The organism is Rouxiella sp. S1S-2, from assembly GCF_009208105.1.
Classification (GTDB): Bacteria; Pseudomonadota; Gammaproteobacteria; order Enterobacterales; family Enterobacteriaceae; genus Rouxiella.
The window spans coordinates 4065237-4085907 of sequence record NZ_WFKL01000001.1 but is presented as its reverse complement, the minus strand read 5'-3'; the positions used below and the strand labels follow the sequence as shown (position 1 = coordinate 4085907).

Sequence of the window (20671 nt, the reverse complement as noted above, 5' to 3'; positions counted from 1 at the left end):
GGTCAATAAATGGGATGCCAGTAATGTCAGATAATCACAGTGGATGGGGCGGTTTGTTTACGGCAGAAAACCGAGGTAGCGCGATTACTCTGAGCGGAGGCGTAGCGCTGTATGCGACCAACAGCTATATCGTGATCACGATTTTGCCTTCGGTAGTGCAGGATATCGGCGGCATGGCCTGGTATGCCTGGAACACTACGCTTTTTGTGGTCAGCGCCATTATGGGATCGGCCCTGTCGGCTCGCCTGCTTAGCAAATGTGGGCCGCGCAAAGCCTATTTGTCCGCTACCGCCATTTTTATGTTCGGCGCTGCTATCTGCACTGTGGCCCCTTCGATGCCTGTTTTACTGTTAGGCAGGGCGGTGCAGGGACTTGGAGGCGGATTTCTGTTTGCACTCTCCTATGCGATGATCAATCTGGTATTCAGTGAGGCGTTGTGGCCGCGAGCGATGGCGCTGATTTCGGCGATGTGGGGGGTAGCCACGCTGGTGGGGCCGGCGGTCGGTGGCGTATTCGCCGAGCTTCACGCCTGGCGCTATGCTTTTGGCCTGCTGCTGCCGATCACGATGCTGTTTGCGCTGCTGGTATGGAAAAGCCTTCCCGCCAGGCAGGAGAAGGCGCCGGTAGCCGAACCGTTACCGCGTTTACAGCTGGTGTTATTGGCCAGCGCGGTGTTAGCCATTTCTGCGGGCAGCCTGTCAGAGCATGCTTGGGTCAATATCTTGGGCATCGTATTGGCCTCGTTGCTTATTCTCTGGTTACGAAAAAGAGAGTTTACCTCACAGATAAGGCTGTTACCGCGTAATGCGCTTTCTTTGTCTTCTCCGCTCAGTGCGCTGTTTTTAACCATGGCACTATTGATGATTGGCATGGGGTGCGAAATTTACGTGCCTTATTTCCTGCAGCACTTACACGGGCAATCCCCGTTATTGGCGGGATACATTACCGCCGCCGCCGCTGCCGGGTGGACGCTAAGTGAGATGTGGAGTGCCGCCTGGACCGGAAAACGGGCCAGCGCCGCCATTAAGGCCGGGCCGGTGCTGATGCTATTTAGCCTACTGTGCCTGCTTTTTTCAATGCCGCTGGTATTGGGCGAACCGTGGTTACATATGAGTGGAATCGTGCTGGGATTGGTGGTGTTAGGATTTGCTACCGGGCTTGGTTGGCCACATTTATTAACTCGCGTATTGCAACAGGCCGATCCGGAAGATAAGGAAAAGGCCGGCGCTTCAATTAGCGTGGTGCAGTCTTTTGCTGCGGCAATGGGGACGGCGCTGGCGGGCACGGTCGCCAACCTGTCGGGCATCAATGCGACTGGCGGCCCAGAAAGAGCCAGTCACGCTGCATTCTGGTTGTTTATGGTGTTTTTACTCGCGCCACTCATGGCCATTATCAGTTCGCGCAGGGCAACGCGCTCAAAATCGGTCAGGCAACCGGCAGAAAGCCTGAACTATAAGTAAGTCGCCCATTGCCTTGGCGAGCCGTTCGCCCGTATTATTGCGCGTCTTTTTTAAGGGTTGAACGGCTATGCGAGTATTACTGGCTCCGATGGAAGGCGTACTGGATCCTCTGGTGCGCGAACTTCTCAGCGAAGTGAACGATTACGACCTCTGTATCACCGAATTCTTGCGCGTGGTCGATCTACTGCTGCCGGTAAAATCGTTTTATCGCCTCTGTCCTGAACTGCATAATCAGAGTCGTACGCCTTCGGGAACGCCGGTGAGAGTGCAGTTACTGGGCCAGTATCCGCAGTGGCTGGCCGAGAACGCCGCTCGTGCGGTTGAACTGGGGTCTTACGGTGTGGATCTTAACTGTGGTTGCCCCTCTAAAACGGTGAACGGCAGCGGGGGGGGGGCCACGTTGTTAAAAGACCCCGAGCTTATCTATCTCGGGGCGAAGGCCATGCGCGAGGCCGTACCGGCAGATTTACCGGTCACGGTAAAAATTCGTCTGGGCTGGGACTCGCTGGCGCAAACGCTGGAAATCGCCGATGCGGTACAGCAGGCCGGTGCCACGGAACTTACCGTGCATGGCCGTACCAAAGAGGACGGTTACAAGGCCGATCGCATCAACTGGCAGGCAATCAGTGAGATTCGCCAGCGCTTAAGTATTCCGGTGATTGCCAACGGCGAAATATGGGATCACGCCAGTGCGCAGCGGTGCATGCAGGTGACGGGGTGTGACTCAGTTATGATCGGACGCGGCGCGCTTAACGTGCCGAATCTCAGCCGCGTGGTGAAATATAATGACCCGAAAATGCCGTGGCCGCAGGTGATTGAACTACTAAAAAAATATACCTATCTGGAAAAACAGGGCGACACCGGTTTATATCACGTGGCGCGCATCAAGCAGTGGCTGGGTTATTTACGTAAAGAGTATCAGGAGGCCACGGAAGTCTTTACGCAGGTCCGCACGCTAAATACGTCTAAAGATATTGCCCTGGCGATACAAGCCTTGTAAATAAGACCCTCTCCCTGTGGTTTCAGGAATTCTCTCCTTACGTTTAAAATACGTCCGATGAACATCATCAGGCGTATTTACTGCGGATCCTACTTTGCCTAATTTATCGATGAGTTTCAGGAAGGAGGGTGACAGTTTGCCGTCGTCATCTTTTTGAAATAATGGAATGAAAAAGTCGCATGCCGATTGTGGTTGAGGGAATATGTACAGCGGCAGGTTACGACATGCATTTTTGATATTATCGCTGCGGCAAATTTTGCTGCTATAAATGATGATTATTGCAATTAAATCAAGAGATGAGCTTTGACTATCAGCACAATACTCCCTCGAGGGTGGAGGTTTTTGTCCCTCCTCATACTGTTATTCACCGCGTTAATCCCCTATGGGCAGGCTGCGACGCCCCCTTTCAGCGGTCCCGGTCGTGCGCTCGCGGTCGTGCCTCCGATAACGGACTGTGCCGAGCTGGCGGACGTTGATTTATCCTCAATAGGTGGCGCAGGCAGTAAAGTGATGTCGGTGCGTGAAGTGGTGAAAGGCGACGTTTTCTGCGAAGTCAAAGGGCTACTTAAGCCGACTATTAATTTTACGGTGCTGCTGCCCATCAATAACTGGGGGCAACGCTATCTGCAGCTTGGCTGCGGCGGACTTTGTGGCCGCGTTCAGCTACAGCTTGACGGCGCAGCGGGCTGTACTCCGCTTAACAATAGCGGTTTTGTCATTGCGGCGACGGACATGGGGCACGTCACCGGCGAGGCGGATTTTGGTAAGGACCCGCAGAAAAGGCGCGACTTTGCTTACCGCAGCGTGCATCTCACCAGCGTTGCGACTAAAAAACTGATCTCGGCTTACTATGGGCGCGCCGCTGCTTACGCCTACTTTAGCGGATGCTCGGACGGCGGACGTGAGGCCCTGGTCGAAGCGCAGCGCTATCCCAACGACTTCAACGGGATTATTGCGGGTGCGCCGGTCACCACTTTTCAGGTGCACAAGGCGCTTGATCACGGCTGGAACGCGGTCTCCAACACCGACGCCAGCGGTAACGCAATTATTACCGCCAGACAACTGCCGATGATTCATCAGGCGGTGCTGGAACGGTGCGACGCAGAGGACGGTCAGAAAGACGGGCTGATTTCCGACCCGCAAAACTGTCATTTTGATCCCTCGGTTTTAAGCTGTGCCGACTTGTCCGCCGATAATATTGCGGGGTTGGACTGCCTGTCGGAAGAGCAAATCAGCACGTTGCGCAAAATCTACGCGGGTCCGCGCGACAGTAATAGTGGGTTGCTGTTGACGCCAGGTGGCCCCTTGCCGGGTTCTGAGCTTGCCTGGGCGGGCCTGTTTGTGCCGAAAAAGACTGGCGACCTTAACTACAGTCAGGCGGTGGCACTTTCGACCTTGAAGTATCTGAATTTTGAAAAGAATCCCCCTGCCAGCTATACGCTTAAAGACTTGAAATTTAACAAACAAACGCTGGCCGACTTAACCCGTCTGCACCCGCTTTATGATGCAACCAATTCCAACTTGCAGCCGTTTTATGCTGCTGGCGGTAAGCTGATTCTATGGCACGGCTGGGCCGATCCCAGCATTTCACCGCTCAACTCGCTGGCTTATCATCAGGCACTGGCGCAGACCATGGGCGCCGTAACCCGTGAGAAATTTGAACGTCTTTATATGCTTCCCGGTGTCTATCACTGCTCAACCGGTGAAGGCCCGAGTCAGATTGATTTTTTATCGCCGATGCTTGACTGGGTTGAGCTAGGTAAAGCCCCTGACAGCGTGGTCTCTTATCAGGTTGAGCCTGGGCAAAAGAGCAAATTGGTCACCAAGGCTCTGCAGGGGGACATGAAGCTTGAATATATTGCCGACGGTGCCGTCTCACGTCCGGTTTTCCCGTATCCGGATTACGCGGTTTACAGGGGTAAAAGTGATGTTAGAAAAGCGGAGAATTATATGCGTAAGCGCCTGGCGAATGTGCCTCAAAATTATCCCTGGCTGGGAGAGGGTATGTTTAAACCCTATAGCTTTGCTGACTGATATTATCAGCAAAAATCCCGACCTGCCTCACGCCATTCGAGCCAGTGCCTTTATCTCTGCGGGCAATGCCGTTGATGTATTGAACAGTCGCTGTGAAAGTGTTCACTTACCGGCAACCCCAGAGAATATAAGGCAGTCATAATAGAGTTGTGACAGAATTTGTCACAAATCCTCCGCGTAAATCAGAGTGCGCGGAGGATTATCCTCCCTTATAATTCGCCAGCAGTATTCGCCGCCCCATTAATGACAACCTTTTTAGATACAGAGCAATGCATGTGAAAATCCGTCTTTTGGTATTGAGCTTTTTAGCCCTGAATGCAAGCATGATAATGCCTGTTGACGCCTTGGCTGCCAGCAAGTCTCAGCCGGTTGTCTCTCCTCTTGTACAAATTGCTTCCGGCAGCGCCATGGTGGTTGATCTTAAAACCCATGAAGTGATTTATTCCCGGGATCCGGATCAGGTCAGGCCAATTGCCTCCCTGACGAAATTGATGACGGCCATGGTGACGCTGGATGCCAAGCAGCCCCTCGATGAAGTGATCTCGGTTGATATCCATAACACCCCTGAAATGCGCGGCGTATTTTCCCGTGTAAAAGTGAACAGTGAAATTACCCGTCGGCAGATGATCCAACTGGCGCTGATGTCTTCAGAAAACCGCGCGGCGGCCAGTTTGGCGGCGCACTATCCGGGAGGCTATGACGCATTTATTCGTGCGATGAATGCTAAGGCTAAAGCATTGGGCATGACTCACACCCATTATGTTGAACCCACCGGCCTTTCAATTCATAACGTGTCAACCGCGCGTGATTTAACGCGGTTGCTGATGGCGTCGCGACTGTATCCGCTGATGGGTGAGCTGAGTACTACGCAGGAGAAAACGGCCGTCTTTAGTCATCCTGCCTATGCGCTGCCGTTTAGAAATACCAATCATCTGATTATGAATTCCAAATGGAGCATTCAACTGACTAAGACTGGCTATACCGATGAAGCCGGTCACTGCCTGGCAATGCGCACGGTGATAAACGGTAAGCCGGTTACGCTGGTGGTGCTTGACGCGTTTGGCAAATTTACGGCCTTTGCCGATGCGGCGCGTTTACGCACCTGGATGGAAACGGGTAAAAGTGCTCCGGTGCCGCAAATTGCAAAAGTTTATCGCAAAGAGAAAGATCAACAGCGCACTGAGCCAAGCGAAGAGCAAGCTACTGATTGATTTGAAGAACAGGTTAATTTGATTTGATAGCCCATCCGGCTTGACGCGGCGGATGGGCTATTGAGTTACTGTTGATTTAAATAACGCGCGGAGGCCTAAAATATAAGCTTGAAGACGCCAGTGATGGTCAGCAGACCGACAATAAAGATAATGGCGATTGCCCATAAAATGATTTTCATATTCTCTCCTTAAGTAGGTACGCCTCAGAATAAAGAACGCTAATTCAACGATATTCTTAGTTCAAGTATAGCCCCTGTCTGAAAAAATACTTTTTACTCACCCCTCATCGTTTTCAAGCGCGGCGCAGGCAACGGCTGCGGCAACTTCCAGCGGGGAGGAACCGACGGGCAGCAGGCGGCTACTCATCGAAGCCCCGATGGTCAGCGCGTAGGCGGTGCAAAATGACGCCTGCGTTTTGTCGAGCTCAAGGTCGGCGGCAGGTCATTGTCATTATGTACATGACAGATAGGTGATGAGCTAACACAGAGATAACATGATTTGAGGGTATGACACTGGGATATGTTTTAATGTCATAACGTTAGTTACCGGCATATCGCTATACCCCGGATGCGATAAAGAAAAGCCATGAGGGATTCAACGTCAGCCTGTCGCGCGGTGGGAGGGGCGCAAAGATGAAATACTGGAGTGGATGCTTTATGGGTGTTTGTGCCGGCAGCGGCCGTGAAATATATTCAAGAACTGTAGGGTGATTTGTAGCAGAGAGAAAGGAATGACAATCCCTGCCACTGGAGGCGAGCCTTACTGATAGCCGACTTCCGGCGCGCACTAGGAAATCATTCTTTTATGACGAATCTCGATAATGATATTATTTTCAGCTAAGGCAGATAACATATTATCGATATTTTTCATGTTTGACTCGTCCAGATTTGCGTCCCATTCGTCCAAGAGAATGATTCGCGAATCGCTGTTTAACAGTGACGCCATTTGATATAACTGTTTTTGGCCGGTTGACCCCGAGTTAGTATCTTTACCAACCTGTATATTAGGACCAAAAAATAGTGCATCAGGATGTTTGCTTTTTATATATTTAATAAGTGAGGACTTTCCAGCACCATTACTCCCTGAGACCAGGTACCGGCCTGTAGTATTCTTTGTTTCCAGGCCAAGCTCCATGAAGGCATGTGCATTAATTATTCGTCCGCTTGCTACCTCAATGACTGAAACTTTTTCATTATCTATATTGGATAAATAATCATATCCAGTAAGGCTTGATGAAAAAGCGTCCAATTTTTGGATTTTATTTTTCAATAACATAATTTGACTCGTACTCATACTTGCCGCATGGATATTTTGAAAAAGCTGTAACGTCCTGGGTAATACAGCCACCATCGCGCCAATGGCTAAAGAGTTGTTCAGCACCTGATAGTATGAAAACAGGACCAAAAGCGGAATTGAGACAAGAATGGGAGCGCAAGAAATTATTTGTTCTAATATTTTATACGATTCTATTTTTTTGAAATAAACATCTATCTTTTTTTTAGAAGATGCGAATGCCCACTGCGATGATTTCTTATCACCGTAAAAAATATTATCCCAAATTTTTCCTATTGAAAGTAATGCGACTAATTTTTCATTCTGCATACTGCTTGCTATGAGTCCTATTTTACCTTTTGATGCATACAACAGTATCACTGACAGACACATGCAGAAAACGATCACGCCAGCCAATTCAGCGCCAAGGATAACGAAAAGGGCAATTGTGGTAAAAATAACATTAAAATATATTGCCAAAATTTCGATAAAGGCAAAGCCTGCTTCATCGAGCGTGCTCAAAGCCTCACCGCTTAACCATAGTTGTGTTGATCTTTTATTTTCTTCGGTTGAAATTGAATGATCCTTTGAAATGTCAATCAACGTCTTTTGATAGTATTTCTCCCACAAATCATTAGAGAGCTTAACCCGATAGAACAACGAAGCAGAACCGAGAAGATAGGCAATAAAGATAGCGAAGAAAAACAGGCCCGTGTAGTAAAATGACTCCATTGGAAGCATGGCCACTTTCTCACCGGCTAACCCGATGAAATAAGTGGACAGCCCCACTAAAACTTGTTGCAGACATATCAATACAAGACATATCACAAAGAACTTGTTTAAAAAAATCCTATTCATCTTTATTCAACATTTAATCCAAGCGTTTTTAATATGTGTACCATCTTTGGCTTGACGGCAAGAGGTATTTCTTCCATAAAACGGGATATCTTATTGTCAACATCAGTGATACCCATTTTTGAAAAAATCACTGTCCTATCTTCTGAGCTATAAGAGGAGGCGAGACAGGACAAGAACAGGCGATCATTAGATTCAGTATAAAGCGGTTTAATTTTGTCGATAATAAACTGTGATGATCTTCGCTGAGTTACTGAAGAAACAAGTTTCAATTTTAGGTTTTTTTCGTTATCAGTTTCAGATGCATCAACATAATCCTGCAAGAGGTCAATGTTACCAGGATGATATAAAAACTCAGACATTTTAATCATCAGCCAAAATTGCTCAGTCGCAGAGGAACATTTTAATTCCTGTAAAAACTGGCTTCTACACGTCTCGGCATCAATCATTGATAATAGCTTGAAATATTTTATTTTTTTGTTAAAGCTAATGTCTGTTGCTGAATGATTAACGCGGAGGAACGGCGGAAAATAATTCAGTTGTGGAGAGAGTTCAGTGATCGGGTGTGTTCTTACTATCAGACTTACCGTCGGCTGCTCTAAATGTAAAACAGCATGTTTCTCTGTTCTGCCAAAGGGAATGATTCGGCAGTCTCCGGTTTTACTGATATAGGCTTCAGTTAATTTTATGCTTCCCATGCTCAGGTTATGGCTGACTTCGGTTTCTTCGTCAAAAGAATAAATCGTATTCAGTGCACTTCCTTGGAGTTGCAATAACACACCGGAGAATCCGTGATCGTGTATGGAGGTGTCCTTATCCCACCAGTTCAGGAGTTCTATATAAAACTTTCCATTATCAAATAACTTCATGTGCAACTCTGAAAATTCTGACGCTATTTGAATTTTATTCAATGCGTTGAGATTCAAAAGTGAGTTAAGCTGGTTAAAGGAAAATAATGAGGTTATATCTGCCAGATCCATCTCTGACTTGGCTATATTTGCAAATGAATAACAGCTATAGTCGTCCCTGCGCCATCTCGCTTCAATTTTATCCGCAAGAACTTCGATTTCTTTTAACATGATTAATCCTTTAGTGTAGGTTTTCGCGGACTGTCAATATAAAATCTTTTGTTCTTTTCGTGATAAGATTATCCAGATTCTCCAAGTCTAGTATTTCTGATATTGAACGTTTGGTATTTTCTCTCAGGGTATTTGTCGGTGGGTGAATGGTGACATTGCCGGCGGTGAGAAATGTCTTTCGAGCATTCAAAATTTCATGCGAAACCAAAATGCTGTGTACAACTTTATCTAAGGGCCTTTTTTTACCCAGCAGTGCAGAAACTGAATAATTCTCTGGCTTGATGATTTCTGTGTAATTGAATTGTTCATGACAACGTTCATCAACAAATAAAAGGTGATGTGTGAGTTCATGTAGTAAAAACTCGGCAACATCGTGAGTTGTTAATGTACCGTGACCGCTAATCCAGATACTGCCAATGGCCGTCGAAGATGAACCGCCAAAAGACGAGACGCTAGATCTATTTGCAGACTTCCTGAAAAAAATAGTGTGGATCACTAGATCAAATACCAATTTTACGTCTAAATTACATTCGACTAAATGGGCGTAACCATTTCTCACAAGCTCCGATAATTCTTCATATTTTTCCGCACTGTGTTTCTCTCCAACCATTTAACCTGATTAAGATCGTCGAGAGCACTTGGCTGGTAAGCTAGCCTTAAGGCATTGACCGCGGCTTCGTTAGAGACAATTATGTTATTTGTTTGGTTAATAGGATGGTATGGCTGATGATTTTTTAAGAAATCTAAATAAAATGGCCTCAGGTCATCAACATCTTTAATTTTTCCTGAGTCAGCATGACTTCGTGAAAGAAGGTACACATCTTTAATTATTTCATCTCTTCCTAGAATACTGAGAATATCGGATTCCTGAATGAAGATAGCACCCATTAAATGGGTGCAAAGGATTTAAACATCAAATGCGAGCATGTTCATTGGCCCGAGAAGAGAAACTTCTTTACTTTCCATTTTGGAAACCTGAGTTTCAGTTACATTAATTTCAGTTTCTTTTACAGAATCGATCAATTCTTGAATGTTCATTATTAATCTACCTTTATGTAATGGAGTCTATAGCCCCCAATATATTTACTGGGTGTTCAAAACATTAATGCGGTATGTTCTTTACGGCAAGGATGGATTCACATTATTGCAACACACATCAAACTTTTTAATCATTGAAATACTTTTCCATCATATAGATTTTATGAAAATGACGGCATTATATTTACCGTGTCAATATGATGGATATGACTTATTTTCTAAGTGTCAATTGCAAAATAAATCAGCGAAAAATATTTAACTTTTTACCAACATTGATGTTTATCCGTACAAGCACAGGTTAGGAAAAACATAACTTGAAATCTCATGTTGAATGCGATTTATTGAATAAATTGGAGAATTATATTGGCCATTAATTAAAAAGTATTGCAAATCATTCTGTTAAATTTAATTAATGTAAGTAATTATAAATTCATTGATTTTATTTAGAATAATTTATTTAATTGGTTGCGCGATGGATATAAATTAATCGAATGGGTTGCAAAGTAATAATTATATTTTTATCTACCATCCTCACTTGTAAAACTTTTTTCTGCGGCTCGCACCTCTGCCAGCACACGCTATACTTGTTCATAAGGTCGCCACCTTTTATCCCTCTGTTGCTCGTTCGATTTAACAGAGTGAAAGGAATGATTTCAGGCCGCTGTAGGCGACTGCCAGCTGGCAAGGGGGTGTATCATGGTCAATCATGTCTGGGGACTGATGTCTCGTCCAGGTCCCGAATTGCAACGTATTCAACGTGAACATGAAACGGTAACGCACGTCTATTCCCATCATGTTCTGCTTATGGCAGCTATTCCCGTGGTGTGTTCCTTTATCGGTACCACCCAGGTTGGTTGGAATTTTGGTGATGGTCAGAATTTACAAATCACCATGCTAACCGCGGCCTCCATTGCAGCGGCTTTTTACGTACTTATCCTTTGTGCCGTCGCGTTGATGGGGCGAATCATCTATTGGATGGCGCGCCGGTATGAAAGTCGACCCAGCCTGAACAGCTGTATCGTGTTTGCTGGCTATGTGGCAACGCCGATGTTTCTTAGCGGAATAGTCGCGCTTTATCCACTGGTGTGGCTGTGTCTGTTTGTCGGCCTGATAGGCCTGTGCTACAGCGGATATTTGCTGTATCTGGGGATCCCAAACTTCCTGGAAATTGACCATCGTGAAGGTTTTCTGTTCTCCAGTTCGACGCTGGCGATGGGCGTGCTGGTGCTAGAGTTCTTGCTGGCACTGACAGTGATTATGTGGGGTTATGGTTCAAAACTCTTTTAACTGAGGACTGATTATCAATTTATTCAAGGTTACTGATGGGTTACAAATTGCACGCTAAATCCCCGTTGGATAGTTCATCCTGCGGGGATTTTCTTTTCTAATCAGCTTTGCCAATGTTTTAGTTTACTGGTTTTGCCCACGCCGGGGTTGAAGCTGTTTGTGGGGTCAGCCTGCTGGTAAAATGCCTGCAAATGCGGTTTGGCGACATACAGATGCCCAACGTTGTGTTCAGCAGGATATTCCGCCCCTTTAGCATCAAGAATTTCAAGCATCTGATGCTTCAACTCCTTGCTGTTTACCCCTTTCTTGACGATGTAATCCTGATGGAAAACGTGACACATAAAGTGTCCGTAATAGAGCTTGGCCACCAATTTATTATCAATTTCGGGCGGTAACACTTCAAACCAGTCGCGATCGTTGCGGCGCAGTGCGATGTCTAAGGCCAGAATATCCTCAACCTCTTTTTCATGCACGGCGTGATAGCGCACTGCAGCTCCCGCGGCGGCGAATCGATGCAGGAAGGCCTTTTTCCCTTCATCGGCTGAACAGACAAAAAAGTCGCCGTCTCGGTCGGCAAAAAAATGGGTCAAAAAGTTTTGCGCCTCTGCAACGCCCGCACCGCTCATTTTTAGCAGCAGGTGATGCTCATAGCGGTCGCGATATTTCTTCATTCTTGGCGGTAAATGATTGGGCAGGGCGCGACTCAGGCACTGCATTACCCGATCGCTGAAATTTTTTGGCAGGAAAGGGACTTTGCTGACCCGCGCGTCAAATTTACCTTTAGCGGTAAACATATCTGGCATTTTATCGGTGCCAAGTTTGTCGATCATCAGGAACGTATCTTTACCGTAGACTTCGGTAATATCAAAAATATCCCGGTGCATATATTCACCGGCCACCGGCAAGTTTTCAAACTGGGTAAGCATACCGCGCCGAAGATCGGTAAGCACGGCGGTGCTGTCGGTGCCGATGTAAAATACCTGCTGCAGCGGTTCGGCTTGAAACGTGTCAAGCCGTACGGCAAAAATCGCCAATTTTCCGGCACATCCCGAGGCTTCATACAGGCGTCGAGCGTCTGCGTTGAAACGTGAGGGAGTATCCGCATCGACATCGCGCACGCGCTCGGCATAGTCATGATCAGAAGCTTGCAGCACGCCATTTTCAACATCCTCAGGCGTATATTGCTCGTTTTGCAAACGGGTCAGAATTTCTTCGGGGGTATCGCCAAGTCGAATGCCCAGATGGTTGATAAGCTCAAGCTCTCCCTGCACATTTACCTGTGCATACAGCGCCATTTCGGTATAAGCCGGCCCGCGTTTAACCAGCGAGCCGCCCGAATTATTGCAGACCCCGCCGACTACCGACGCCCCGATGCATGACGACCCGATAACCGAGTGAGGCTCACGGCCTAGGGGTTTAAGACGTTTTTCAAGCTGGTATAAGGTGCCGCCGGGGAAGCTAATGACCTGTTTCCCGTCGTTAATCAGCTGAATATCGTCGAGTTTTAAGGTGCTGAAAATCACGATATCGCGATCGTAATCATCGCCGCTGGGCGTTGATCCTTCGGTCAAACCGGTGTTGGCTGCCTGCATGATGACAATTTTATCCGCCTCAACACAGGCCTGCAGCAGTTGCCATTGCTCAAGCAGAGTTTGCGGAAATACCACCGCCAGCGCGTTGCCGCCTCCAGAGCGGAAGCCTTTTCGATAGCGTTCTGTCTGACTTTGCGACGTCAACACGTTACGGCTGCCCGAAATGGTTTTAAGTTTTTCTATCAACGCAACGTTACTCGTCGATGTGGAATGAGGATGTTGAGTCATTCTGCCTCCCTGTCTCTTTATGACGGCACGTTTTGCCGATAGCTTGCTTGTAATCATAGGCCTAATAATTAGGTCAGGCGTTAAGGATAGGCTTTTTCAATAATTAATGGGTCATCTTTTAGCCATTAAACCATCATCAATCTGTCACAGTTGTCCCGCTTAATGGGCGTCAGAATCTGTAAGCAACCGGAGACAGCATAATGGCGCAAGCGCAACTTAAGCTGGCACAGGCTGAATACCCTCAGGCCGAGCCAGAGCATCAGAATAAAGTTTTAGACGTGAAAGGACTGGTTAAATCCTACAAGTCAGGCTCTCGCGTGCTCAACAATATTAATTTTGAACTGCACGCGGGAGAGTTTGTTGCCGTGATTGGCCGCTCCGGTGCAGGTAAATCAACCCTGCTTCACGTGCTCAACGGCACTATTCCTCTGAGTGAAGGCAGCGTGGTTTGCCATTACGACGGCGGTGATAAACAGGAACTGGCGGGGCTGACTGGCAAGGCACTGCGCCGCTGGCGTGCAGGCTGTGGCATGATTTTTCAGGATTTCTGTCTGGTACCTCGTCTAGACGTTTTAACAAACGTGCTGTTGGGGCGCCTTAGCCAGACATCAACGTTGAAATCTTTCTTTAATCAATTTGACGACGAAGACCGTGCTCGTGCGATTTCACTGCTCGAATGGCTGCACATGTTGCCTCATGCACTGCAGCGCGCCGAGAATCTGTCGGGCGGCCAGATGCAGCGGGTGGCGATTTGTCGTGCCCTGATGCAAAACCCGAAAATTCTCTTGGCCGATGAGCCGGTGGCTTCACTCGACCCTAAAAATACCTTACGTATTATGAACGCGCTTAAAAAAGTCAGTGAAGACAATATTGCGGTGATGGTTAACCTGCATTCTGTTGAGCTGGTGAAAGATTTCTGTACCCGGGTCATTGGTATTGCTCATGGCGAGATTATTTATGATGGGCATCCTGATTATCTGACTGATTCAATCCTGCATAAACTTTATGGCGAAGAAAGTGAAGCGGTAAACGCATAACTCACCAAACTACTACACAAGGTTACTACTAAATGAAGAAGCTATTACGTCTGGCGGTATTTGTTGCAGGATCAATGGCAGCAATGAATAGCATGGCCGCAGATGCACCAAAAGAATTGAATTTAGGTATTCTTGGCGGCCAGAACGCCACACAGCAAATCGGCGATAACATGTGTGTAAAACAGTTCTTTGATAAAGAGCTGAACGTTGATACTAAATTACGCAACTCTTCCGACTACTCTGGCGTTATTCAGGGCCTGTTAGGCGGGAAAGTCGATATGGTATTAAGCATGTCACCTTCTTCTTTCGCATCGGTCTATCTTAATAATCCGAAGGCCGTCAGCATTGAAGGTATTTTGGTCGACGATACTGACCAGTCACGTGGCTATCACTCCGTGGTTCTGGTTAAGGCCGACAGCAAATATAAAAAGCTGGAAGACCTGAAAGGCACCGCCTTCGGTTTTGCTGACCCAGACTCTACGTCGGGTTACCTCATCCCGAACGCCGCATTTAAGAAGAAGTTTGGTGGTAATACCGACGACAGCTATAACCACTTCTTCTCCAGCACCACCTTTTCAGGTGGTCATGAGCAGGACATTCTTGGCGTGCTGAACGGTCAGTTTGCTGGTGCAGTTGCCTGGGCATCAATGATTGGTGACCCGTCAACCGGTTATACCTCAGGGGCGTTCGGACGCATGATGCGTATGGGGAATCCTGATTTGATGAAAAAGATCCGCATCATCTGGGAATCGCCGCTCATTCCTAACGGTCCTATCCTGGTGAGCAATTCATTACCTGCAGACTTTAAAGCTAAAGTGGTTGCGGCAATTAATAAGCTGGATAAAGAAGATCACGCCTGCTTCGTTAAAGCTGTTGGCGGCACTCAGCATATTGGTCCTGCTACACTGGCTGACTATCAGCAAATTATCGACATGAAAAAAGAGCTGACCCAGGGCGGTCGCTAATATTCTTTATCTTTCTGGCAGCAGGAATATTGGCTAGGTATTTCTTCCCCGGGATGTTGATTATATAAACTCCCGGGGACTTATTTACTTGCTATTCGGCTGCTTAAAAAATTAATTTAATCTTTATTAACTGCTTTATATCTATTCAGGCAGAGCAGAGATTTATCTCCGTCATTAACTGTGGAAGCCTTATTTTGAATACAGAATTTCATCATTACTACCAGCAAATACGCAGCAAGCAAAAAAGAGAGGCGCTGATTTGGTCTGGCTTGATGTTAGTCCTCTATTTGTGGGCGGGGAGTATTTCAGAACTAAATCTAAAAACTATTTTTATTAATGCGCCGCACTTTTTCGATTATATCGTACAAACCGTCCCGACGTTGCACTGGGCCGATTTATTTTCCGATGGCCATACCAAGGGTTCGCTGGCGTATTGGGGATATCGATTAAATATTCAGTTGCCGCTGATTTGGGAAACTATTCAGTTAGCGTTCTCATCTACCATTCTCTCAACCGCGCTTGCCGTGGTGCTGGCTTTTATCGCCGCCAACAATACTGATTCGCCAAAATGGCTGAAATTCAGCGTGCGAACTTTTGTCGCTTTTCTGCGCACCATGCCGGAACTGGCATGGGCGGTGATGTGTGTGATGGCATTTGGTATTGGTGCTATTCCTGGGTTTATTGCCCTGACGCTGCACACTGTAGGGAGCTTGACCAAACTGTTTTATGAGTCGATTGAAACAGCCTCCGATAAACCTGTGCGCGGGTTAAAAGCCTGTGGAGCAGGGCGTTTGCAGCGGATGCGCTTTGCCCTTTGGCCACAGGTTCAGCCTATTTTTCTCTCCTACAGCTTCATGCGTCTGGAAATCAACTTCCGTCAGTCTACGATTTTAGGGCTGGTGGGCGCGGGTGGAATAGGGCAGGAGCTGATGACTTCAATCAAACTGGACCGCTATGACCAGGTCAGCATGACGCTGCTGCTGATTATTCTTGTGGTTTCAGTCATGGATTATGCTTCCGGCAAACTCCGTAAACGCGTTGTAGAAGGAACGTTCTGATGCTGACAGATTCTCTCTCTGCCGCTGGCGTCGCCAGCATCAAGCAGCAACACCCCCACCTTTTTGCCGCCCAGCGTCGCTACCTGCGTTTATTAGCCCTGTCTGCAGTGGTGGTGGTGATTTATTACCTGCTTTTTTTCCGTTTTTACGGCATCTCTTTTCAACAACTGACGCACGGCTGCGCCGAAATTGGTAAGTATTTCATCCGCATGTTTGTCTGGCAGAATTTCTCGCAGTGGCCGTTAATGTACTATTTTACGCAGATAGCCATTACTTTAGCTATCGTGTTTGCCGGTACGGTAACGGCTTCACTGCTGGCGCTGCCGCTGTCATTTTTGGCGGCGCGTAACGTGATGTCAACGCCTGTGCTGAGACCGATTTCACTGATTATTCGCCGTATCATGGACGTGCTGCGCGGCCTGGACATGGCTATCTGGGGATTGATTTTTGTACGCGCCGTTGGCATGGGGCCTTTGGCGGGAGTGCTGGCGATTATCATGCAAGACCTGGGACTGCTGGGTAAACTCTTTGCTGAAGGGCACGAAGCGGTAGAGCGTTCCCCAAGCCGTGGGCTGCGGGCTTTGGGGGCCAATCCGCTGCAAACTCACCGATTTGGCATTTTCACTCAGTCGTTTCCAACATTTTTGGCGCTGTCGCTGTATCAGATTGAGTCAAACACGCGTTCGGCAGCTGTATTAGGCTTTGTTGGTGCGGGCGGGGTCGGACTGGTTTATGCCGAGAACATGAGGCTGTGGAATTGGGATGTGGTGATGTTTATCACCCTAATTCTGGTCGTGATTGTCATGACCATGGATAAGATTTCGTCCATGCTGCGTGCAAAATATATTATCGGCAACGACATTGATTTGTTTAAGCCAGAAGACGCAAAACGTACTAGAATGGCGATTTTCCGCTCAGAATAAAAGAAAAAATCCCCGCCAATGCGGGGATTTTTGATTTAAAAATCAGTGTTTACCGGCCAGTACGACCAATTTCTGATTCACAAACTCTTTGATACCTAAATCGGAAAGTTCGCGGCCAAAGCCTGAACGTTTCACACCACCAAACGGCAGTTCCGGTGCGGTATCGGTCAATGAATTGACGTACACCATTCCCGTCTCAATTTTCGTTGCCAGTTTGCGTGCGCGATTCAGGTCACGGGTGAACAAGGCACCGCCAAGTCCATAATTCGAATCATTGGCAAGCTTCACCAATTCCTCATCATTTTTAACCACGTAAACCTGCGCCACCGGACCAAAGAACTCTTCAAAATAGGCCGGATTATCACGGGTGATGCCGGTCAAAATCGTCGCCTGGTAGAAGTTACCCGGATTATCGCTGACAGCTTCACCGCCGACGTGCACCTTAGCCCCGTGTTTAACCGCCTCTTTAACCTGTTTGGTCAAGGTTTTCAGAGCATCGGCTGAGGAGAGCGGCCCAAGGGTGGTTTTAGCGTCCAGCGGATCGCCAATTTTTAAATCCTTAAAGTGCTGAGTGAATTTTTTCAGAAACTCGTCAGCGACTTTTTCATGAATGATAAAACGTTTTGCGGCGGTACACACCTGACCGGCGTTGGCGATTCGCGCCTGTGCACCCACCTTGGCAGCGTGGTCGATATCAGCATCTTCAAGGACTGCAAAAATATCATTACCACCGAGTTCAAGAGTGGATTTTTTCAGTTTTCCTGCGGCTCTCGAAGCCACAACGGCCCCGGCTTTTTCCGAACCAGTCAGCGCCACGCCCTGCACGCGATCGTCATCAATAATGTTGGATACTTGGTCTTGGGAAATAAACAGATTGGTGTAGGCACCTTTTGGTGCACCTGCTTCATTCACTAGTTTCTCAAAGGTTTCTGCACAGTGCGGCACGATGCTGGCATGTTTGACCAGCACGCTGTTACCGGAGGCAAGGTTGGGGGCCAATACGCGCATCAACTGATAGAACGGGAAGTTCCACGGCTCTACGGCCATAATTACGCCGATCGGGCTATGCTCGACCCACGCTTCACCTAGGCTTGATTTATAAGGAACCGGTTTTAGAAAATCTTCAGCATTATCAGCATAATATTTCGCAATATCGGCGCAAATTTGTACTTCTGCGCGGCTTTGTTCAATCAGTTTACCCATTTCGACGCTGACAATCTTTGCCAACTCGTCAATGCGTGACGACATCAGGTCTGAGAGTTTATGCAGCACCTTGAGACGCTGCTTAATATCACCCTGCGCCCAGTCGGATTTATACAGCTGATGTGCCGTTTCCAAAGCCTGTTCAACCTGCTTATCATTATGCGTTTGATATTCTTTGATCAGCTGGTTATTGAACGGATTGATGGTTTGATAAGGCATGAATTGCTCCTTGTTTTGCCGCTCAGAGGGTGGGGAAAGCCCACTTTCTCTGAACATGAATTGAGGTGCGTTACTCAGCTTTTTCTGCGGCTGAGACTTAAGCATAGTCGATGGAGTCACAGTTTTTGGTCTTTGGCTGCGGTTTACATAACTTTTAGGAATAGTTAACCCCTTTTTCAGTTCCAAATGAGTGCATTACCTCATTGATTGCCAAGCCATTCACTTCTATTCTGGAACCCCCCCAATTTGCATGAGAGTGATATGAAATTATCATCTATTCCTTTTTGTACCACCGACTGGAACCAGATTGTCCCCACTGAACATCCGGGTGAAATTGGTGTGGCACTTTGGCGCACGCAGCACTTTGGGGATGCGTCGCAGCCCGTTCGCGTGAGAATAGTTGAGTATTCGCCGGGCTATGTGGCTGACCACTGGTGTAAAAAAGGGCATGTCCTGTTTTGCCTTGAAGGGGAGCTGCATACCCTTTTGGAAGATGGCAGAAAGTTTGTCCTCACGCCGGGCACGAGTTATCAGGTTGCGGACAATGCCGAAGCGCATCAGTCATCAACGTCGGTCGGCGCGAAGCTTTTTATTGTCGATTAAGGCATTCTACTCCGCCGGCAATTTCCCCGGTGGCAAGCGGTTATCGCAAACGTTTTGAGGAGTTCAGGGTGAGTAAACTACGCGTGGGTATTATTTTTGGCGGCAAGTCATCAGAGCATGAAGTGTCTTTGCAGTCTGCCCGCAATATCGTTGATGCGATGGACAAGCAGCGTTTTGATGTCACCTTGTTAGGGATCGACAAACAGGGTGAGTGGCACATCAACGACGTCAGCAATTATCTGATTAATGCAGAAGATCCGTCACTGATTGCCTTGAATCGCTCCAATCAACAGGTCGCGCTGGTGCCCGGACTGGAAAAAAACCAGCTGATCGATACGCAAAATGCTCACGCGATGTCACAGCTTGACGTTATTTTTCCGATTGTGCACGGCACGCTTGGAGAAGACGGTTCACTGCAGGGGCTGCTGCGGATGGCCAATATTCCGTACGTCGGATCAGGCGTGCTGGGTTCGGCAGTTTGCATGGACAAAGACGTCACAAAGCGTCTGCTGCGTGATGCTGGGCTGAATGTAGCGCCTTTCGTGACATTAACTCGCCGCACCCGTAACCAGTATCCCTTTGATCAAGTGGTAAAAAATCTTGGACTGCCGCTGTTTATTAAGCCTGCCAATCAAGGCTCGTCGGTAGGCGTCAGTAAAGTGAAAGACTTGGCTTCTTTTGAGCAGGCGTTGGACAGCGCGTTCAGCTTTGACCATAAAGTGTTAGTAGAGTCGGCCATTAAAGGTCGTGAAATTGAGTGTGCAGTATTAGGAAACGATAATCCTAAAGCCAGCACCTGCGGCGAGGTTATCCTGCACGATGAATTTTACTCTTACGACACCAAATACATTAATGAGCAGGGCGCTTCTGTGGCAGTACCGGCTGATCTCTCTGCTGAAGTTAACGATAGGATACGTGGCATTGCCATCCAGGCGTTTCAGGCTCTGGAGTGTCGCGGAATGGCGCGGGTAGACGTGTTTTTGACCGAAGAGGGGGAGGTGGTGATCAACGAGATTAATACCTTGCCTGGCTTTACTAATATCAGCATGTATCCCAAGCTTTGGGCGGCAAGCGGCGTTGATTATACTACGCTTATCACTCTGCTGATTGAGTTGGCGATTGAGCAACATCAAATGGATAGCCAACTTAAAAGCTCACACTAATTGTACTTTCTCAAATTGCAGAAACGAAAAAGGCGTCCTACGACGCCTCTTCTGCTTACTGCTGTCTTGCCTGGTACTGTCGGACTTATTTATAAATCTCAGCGGTACCAAACAGATGGTTATCACCACCAGCGGAAACGATGCGGTATGAGCTTGCACCTTCCTGAGCGGCTTTAGCAGCCAGTTTACCCTGCAGAGTACTCAGGTCATTACCGTTAGTTGTTGCACTTACTGTACCGATACTTTGCGCATCATTTGGGGCCATTTGAACTTCAGTTGCAGCAAACGTTGCGAATGAAGCGGTAGTCAGTGCGATAACGGCAAATGCTTTAGTCAGGTTTTTCATCATATTGTCCTAGTCTTTGTGAGTGCCTAATTTGCGGTGACGGCATAGTTGCCATTCGATTTTTCAAATCAAGCGTTTAATACTGTCCGATACACTTC

General features: G+C 47.5%; 18 protein-coding genes and 1 pseudogene. 11 read left to right on the top strand and 8 right to left on the bottom strand.

The features are described from left to right. Positions 1–23: 23 nt before the first annotated feature. The 4 genes from GA565_RS18710 to pbpG all read left to right on the top strand — a co-directional run bounded on the left by GA565_RS18710 (position 24) and on the right by pbpG (position 5705). On the top strand, positions 24–1460 hold the full coding sequence (locus GA565_RS18710; RefSeq protein WP_152200020.1) for an MFS transporter: 1437 nt from the start codon (positions 24–26) through the stop codon (positions 1458–1460). Positions 1461–1527: 67 nt separating this feature from the next. Next, positions 1528–2460 carry a tRNA dihydrouridine(16) synthase DusC gene (gene dusC, locus GA565_RS18705; protein WP_152200018.1) on the top strand — a complete coding sequence of 311 codons (933 nt, stop codon included), beginning with the start codon at positions 1528–1530 and terminating at the stop codon, positions 2458–2460. A gap of 342 nt (positions 2461–2802) precedes the next feature. Next, on the top strand, positions 2803–4494 hold the full coding sequence (locus GA565_RS18700; protein ID WP_226950995.1) for a tannase/feruloyl esterase family alpha/beta hydrolase: 1692 nt from the start codon (positions 2803–2805) through the stop codon (positions 4492–4494). Between the two features lie 269 nt (positions 4495–4763). Then, positions 4764–5705: a D-alanyl-D-alanine endopeptidase gene (pbpG, locus tag GA565_RS18695; RefSeq protein WP_193311935.1), complete on the top strand. Its 942-nt coding sequence runs from the start codon at positions 4764–4766 to the stop codon at positions 5703–5705. A 288-nt stretch (positions 5706–5993) separates the two neighbouring features. Here pbpG and GA565_RS18690 read toward each other — a convergent pair. The 5 genes and pseudogenes from GA565_RS18690 to GA565_RS24900 form a co-directional block, all read right to left on the bottom strand. Next, a pseudogene (locus GA565_RS18690) lies at positions 5994–6071 on the bottom strand (phage tail protein I); the annotation flags it as partial. Between the two features lie 420 nt (positions 6072–6491). After that, complete coding sequence (locus GA565_RS18685; protein WP_152200013.1) at positions 6492–7766, bottom strand: ABC transporter ATP-binding protein; 1275 nt, start codon at positions 7764–7766, stop codon at positions 6492–6494. A 71-nt stretch (positions 7767–7837) separates the two neighbouring features. Continuing rightward, the gene (locus GA565_RS18680; protein ID WP_152200011.1) at positions 7838–8911 is read right to left on the bottom strand and encodes a hypothetical protein; all 1074 of its coding nucleotides are present in this window, start codon (positions 8909–8911) and stop codon (positions 7838–7840) included. Positions 8912–8921: 10 nt separating this feature from the next. Continuing rightward, positions 8922–9521, bottom strand: coding sequence for an HEXXH motif-containing putative peptide modification protein (locus tag GA565_RS18675; RefSeq protein ID WP_152200009.1), 600 nt, complete (start codon positions 9519–9521; stop codon positions 8922–8924). Between the two features lie 296 nt (positions 9522–9817). After that, on the bottom strand, positions 9818–9949 hold the full coding sequence (locus GA565_RS24900) for a hypothetical protein (RefSeq protein ID WP_255474461.1): 132 nt from the start codon (positions 9947–9949) through the stop codon (positions 9818–9820). A gap of 696 nt (positions 9950–10645) precedes the next feature. On the opposite strand from GA565_RS24900, the gene GA565_RS18670 reads away from it, so the two are divergent. Then, a complete protein-coding gene (locus tag GA565_RS18670; protein ID WP_152200007.1) occupies positions 10646–11236 on the top strand; it encodes a Yip1 family protein in 591 nt (196 codons plus the stop codon). Between the two features lie 101 nt (positions 11237–11337). Here GA565_RS18670 and dld read toward each other — a convergent pair whose 3' ends face one another. Further along, the gene (gene dld / locus GA565_RS18665; protein ID WP_152200005.1) at positions 11338–13056 is read right to left on the bottom strand and encodes a D-lactate dehydrogenase; all 1719 of its coding nucleotides are present in this window, start codon (positions 13054–13056) and stop codon (positions 11338–11340) included. Between the two features lie 200 nt (positions 13057–13256). Between dld and phnC the strand changes: the two genes are divergently transcribed. The 4 genes from phnC to phnE (GA565_RS18645) all read left to right on the top strand — a co-directional run bounded on the left by phnC (position 13257) and on the right by phnE (GA565_RS18645) (position 17039). Continuing rightward, the gene (phnC, locus tag GA565_RS18660) at positions 13257–14093 is read left to right on the top strand and encodes a phosphonate ABC transporter ATP-binding protein (RefSeq protein ID WP_084984521.1); all 837 of its coding nucleotides are present in this window, start codon (positions 13257–13259) and stop codon (positions 14091–14093) included. Between the two features lie 32 nt (positions 14094–14125). Continuing rightward, positions 14126–15058: a phosphonate ABC transporter substrate-binding protein gene (gene phnD, locus GA565_RS18655; protein ID WP_152200004.1), complete on the top strand. Its 933-nt coding sequence runs from the start codon at positions 14126–14128 to the stop codon at positions 15056–15058. 194 nt (positions 15059–15252) lie between these two features. Continuing rightward, positions 15253–16116 (top strand): phosphonate ABC transporter, permease protein PhnE, encoded by an 864-nt coding sequence (gene phnE / locus GA565_RS18650; RefSeq protein WP_152200002.1) that lies wholly within the window; start codon positions 15253–15255, stop codon positions 16114–16116. Next, positions 16116–17039: a phosphonate ABC transporter, permease protein PhnE gene (phnE, locus tag GA565_RS18645; RefSeq protein ID WP_152200000.1), complete on the top strand. Its 924-nt coding sequence runs from the start codon at positions 16116–16118 to the stop codon at positions 17037–17039. Before phnE (GA565_RS18650) ends, phnE (GA565_RS18645) begins: the two co-directional genes overlap by 1 nt. 42 nt (positions 17040–17081) lie before the next feature. On the opposite strand, the gene GA565_RS18640 is transcribed toward phnE (GA565_RS18645), so the two are convergent. After that, the gene (locus GA565_RS18640) at positions 17082–18461 is read right to left on the bottom strand and encodes an NAD-dependent succinate-semialdehyde dehydrogenase (RefSeq protein ID WP_152199998.1); all 1380 of its coding nucleotides are present in this window, start codon (positions 18459–18461) and stop codon (positions 17082–17084) included. Positions 18462–18722: 261 nt separating this feature from the next. Here GA565_RS18640 and GA565_RS18635 point away from each other — a divergent pair, with 261 nt between their 5' ends. Both GA565_RS18635 and ddlA read left to right on the top strand, forming a co-directional pair. Then, entirely contained in the window at positions 18723–19064 is a 342-nt protein-coding gene (locus GA565_RS18635) for a DHCW motif cupin fold protein (protein ID WP_152199996.1), read from the top strand. A gap of 68 nt (positions 19065–19132) precedes the next feature. After that, positions 19133–20227 carry a D-alanine--D-alanine ligase gene (ddlA, locus tag GA565_RS18630; protein ID WP_152199995.1) on the top strand — a complete coding sequence of 365 codons (1095 nt, stop codon included), beginning with the start codon at positions 19133–19135 and terminating at the stop codon, positions 20225–20227. Between the two features lie 85 nt (positions 20228–20312). Here ddlA and GA565_RS18625 read toward each other — a convergent pair whose 3' ends face one another. Next, the gene (locus GA565_RS18625; protein WP_055777568.1) at positions 20313–20573 is read right to left on the bottom strand and encodes a DUF1471 domain-containing protein; all 261 of its coding nucleotides are present in this window, start codon (positions 20571–20573) and stop codon (positions 20313–20315) included. Between the last annotated feature and the right edge of the window lie 98 nt (positions 20574–20671).

Excerpts from the sequence above, each read along its gene's own strand:
- dusC (WP_152200018.1), top strand. The coding sequence starts at position 1,528 with ATGCGAGTATTACTGGCTCCGATGGAAGGCGTACTGGATCCTCTGGTG.
- pbpG (WP_193311935.1), top strand. The coding sequence starts at position 4,764 with ATGCATGTGAAAATCCGTCTTTTGGTATTGAGCTTTTTAGCCCTGAAT.
- phnE (WP_152200000.1), top strand. The coding sequence starts at position 16,116 with ATGCTGACAGATTCTCTCTCTGCCGCTGGCGTCGCCAGCATCAAGCAG.
- GA565_RS18670 (WP_152200007.1), top strand. The coding sequence starts at position 10,646 with ATGGTCAATCATGTCTGGGGACTGATGTCTCGTCCAGGTCCCGAATTG.
- GA565_RS18675 (WP_152200009.1), bottom strand. The coding sequence starts at position 9,521 with ATGGTTGGAGAGAAACACAGTGCGGAAAAATATGAAGAATTATCGGAG.
- GA565_RS24900 (WP_255474461.1), bottom strand. The coding sequence starts at position 9,949 with ATGAACATTCAAGAATTGATCGATTCTGTAAAAGAAACTGAAATTAAT.
- phnD (WP_152200004.1), top strand. The coding sequence starts at position 14,126 with ATGAAGAAGCTATTACGTCTGGCGGTATTTGTTGCAGGATCAATGGCA.
- GA565_RS18680 (WP_152200011.1), bottom strand. The coding sequence starts at position 8,911 with ATGTTAAAAGAAATCGAAGTTCTTGCGGATAAAATTGAAGCGAGATGG.
- dld (WP_152200005.1), bottom strand. The coding sequence starts at position 13,056 with ATGACTCAACATCCTCATTCCACATCGACGAGTAACGTTGCGTTGATA.
- GA565_RS18635 (WP_152199996.1), top strand. The coding sequence starts at position 18,723 with ATGAAATTATCATCTATTCCTTTTTGTACCACCGACTGGAACCAGATT.
- GA565_RS18625 (WP_055777568.1), bottom strand. The coding sequence starts at position 20,573 with ATGAAAAACCTGACTAAAGCATTTGCCGTTATCGCACTGACTACCGCT.
- GA565_RS18640 (WP_152199998.1), bottom strand. The coding sequence starts at position 18,461 with ATGCCTTATCAAACCATCAATCCGTTCAATAACCAGCTGATCAAAGAA.
- phnC (WP_084984521.1), top strand. The coding sequence starts at position 13,257 with ATGGCGCAAGCGCAACTTAAGCTGGCACAGGCTGAATACCCTCAGGCC.
- GA565_RS18710 (WP_152200020.1), top strand. The coding sequence starts at position 24 with ATGTCAGATAATCACAGTGGATGGGGCGGTTTGTTTACGGCAGAAAAC.